Origin of the sequence: Streptomyces durocortorensis, from assembly GCF_016901035.1 — a bacterium.
Taxonomy (GTDB): Bacteria; Actinomycetota; Actinomycetes; order Streptomycetales; family Streptomycetaceae; genus Streptomyces; species Streptomyces durocortorensis.
Genome location: NZ_JAFEUF010000092.1, coordinates 1 through 2203 on the forward strand (window position 1 = coordinate 1; position 2203 = coordinate 2203).

2 protein-coding genes are annotated in these 2203 nt (G+C 72.3%); both read right to left on the minus strand.

The genetic code is table 11. The annotated features are described in order from the left end of the window. Nucleotides 1–81: 81 nt before the first annotated feature. Nucleotides 82–651: a hypothetical protein gene (locus tag JS521_RS18680; protein WP_205084130.1), complete on the minus strand. Its 570-nt coding sequence runs from the start codon at nt 649–651 to the stop codon at nt 82–84. After that, a complete protein-coding gene (locus tag JS521_RS18685; protein ID WP_205084114.1) occupies nt 648–1766 on the minus strand; it encodes a ParA family protein in 1119 nt (372 codons plus the stop codon). The genes JS521_RS18680 and JS521_RS18685 overlap by 4 nt, the downstream gene beginning before the upstream one ends. Between the last annotated feature and the right edge of the window lie 437 nt (nt 1767–2203).

The window sequence follows — 2203 nt, forward strand, 5'->3', positions numbered from 1 at the left end:
GGTCCAGGGGTGGGGCGGCGGCGCGGACGGGGTGCCGCCGGGCGGCGGGTCCTGCGGGGCAGGCTACCCGCGCCGCGCCGCTCAGCGGCCGCGCAGCCGCCGTACGAGGATGCTCGCGTCGCCCCGGGACTCCAGGTCGGCCAGGACCACCGCCACCGCCTCGCGGACGATGCGGCCGCGGTCCACGGCGAGGCCGTGTTCGCCGCGCAGGACGAGCCGGGCGTGTTCGAGGTCCATCAGCTCCTCGGCGGAGACGTAGACCGTGATCTTCTCGTCGTGGCGTTCGCGGCCGCTGGGGCGGCGGTTCGCGCCGCGTCCGCCGCCGCGCCTGCGCTGCTGCTGGACCGCCGGGGGCTGCTCGGCCGGGACGGCGGACGCGGCGGGGCGCTCACCGGGGGCGGCCTTGGCGGACGCGGGACGCTCGCCCTCGCCGCTCCGGCCGCGTGCGTCGCCGCCGTCGGCGTCGGCCTCGGTGTGGCCCTCACGGTCGGCGGCGGGCGGGGCCTGGCCGGAGGGATCGCTCTCCCCGGCGGGCGCGGGCACCCTCGGCTCGCCGTTCGCCTTGCGCCGCCGCTCCGCGGGGGAGGACGGCTGGAGGCCCATCCCGCCTCCGGTGGTACGGAACAGTTCGTCGGCCCCCGGCAGACTCACTCGGCGTGACACCGGGCGAGCACCTCCCTGGCGAGCTGGCGATAGGCGGCGGCGCCGACCGAGTTGGAGGCGTAGGTGGTGATGGGCTCACCGGCGACCGTGGTCTCCGGGAAGCGGACCGTGCGCCCGATGACCGTGTGGTAGACGTGCTCGTCGAAGGCCTCGACCACGCGCGCCAGGACCTCGCGGCTGTGCACCGTACGGGAGTCGTACATGGTGGCGAGGATGCCGTCGAGCTCCAGCTCCGGGTTGAGCCGCTCCTGGACCTTCTCGATGGTCTCGGTGAGCAGCGCCACCCCGCGCAGCGCGAAGAACTCGCACTCCAGCGGCACTATGACCTTGTGAGCAGCCGTCAGGGCGTTCACGGTGAGCAGGCCGAGCGAGGGCTGACAGTCGATCACGATGTAGTCGTAGTCGGCCATCAGCGGCTTCAGGGCGCGCTGGAGCGTGGACTCGCGGGCCACCTCGCTGACGAGCTGCACCTCGGCCGCGGAGAGGTCGATGTTGCTGGGCAGCAGGTCCATGTTGGGGACGGCCGTCTTGAGCAGGACGTCGTCGGCCGCCATGCCCCGCTCCATGAGCAGGTTGTAGACGGTGAGGTCCAGCTCCATCGGGTTGACCCCGAGGCCGACCGAGAGCGCGCCCTGCGGGTCGAAGTCGACGAGCAGGACCCGGCGTCCGTACTCCGCGAGCGCGGCGCCCAGGTTGATGGTCGACGTGGTCTTGCCGACGCCGCCCTTCTGGTTGCACATCGCGATGATCTTCGCGGGGCCGTGGTCGGTCAGAGGCCCCGGGATCGGGAAGTACGGCAGCGGCCGTCCGGTCGGGCCGATGCGCTCGCGGCGCTGACGCGCGGCGTCGGGCGCGAGGGTGGCCGCGTACTCCGGATCGGGCTCGTACTCGGCGTCGGGGTCGTAGAAGTGCCCCTCGGGCACCTCGGCGAAGTCGGCGAAGCGGTCGGTGTCCCGGCTGCTCTCGTTGCCGGCCGTGGCGTTCACGTGTAGGCCGTCCATCATCTGGGGGGCTGTCGTCATGTGCTGTTGGGTGGCGAAGGTGCGGACCGCGACGGAGCCGACAGCTTCGAGCCCGGTCGGGCTCAGACCCCGTGCAGGCATCCCTGGTTGACCACCCCCAGGAGTAATTGTCGACTCATTCACAAGTCGTCTTACCTCCTTGGATGTGACCAGGAAACTTATCGATAGGTCAGCGTGGCACCATGCCGACGATTGGCGACTCTATGGCGTGTCACCGGTCCGCAGCAACACAATCCGCCGGACCCGGCCCGATGTGTCGGCAATCGAACGCCTCGCTGTCAAGGGTGCACAGCGACCAAGCCGCATATTTCACCGCTGCACGAAACGGGTAAAGGGTTACGTTCGGCGCGAGTTGCGCAAGGGCCTCACGGGGCCCGATACACGTCCGGGGGGGGCCGGGGGGGGGGGGGGCGGGCGGCGGCCCCGCGCCCCGCGCCGGGGCGCGACCGCCCGCGCGCCCCCCCCAAAAAAAAAAAAACACCGCGCGGCGGGGGGGGGGGCGGGCGGGGGGCGGGGGG

What these genes read in the sequence shown, in the direction of transcription:
- JS521_RS18685 (WP_205084114.1), bottom strand. Translation starts at nt 1,766, where the DNA reads ATGCCTGCACGGGGTCTGAGCCCGACCGGGCTCGAAGCTGTCGGCTCC.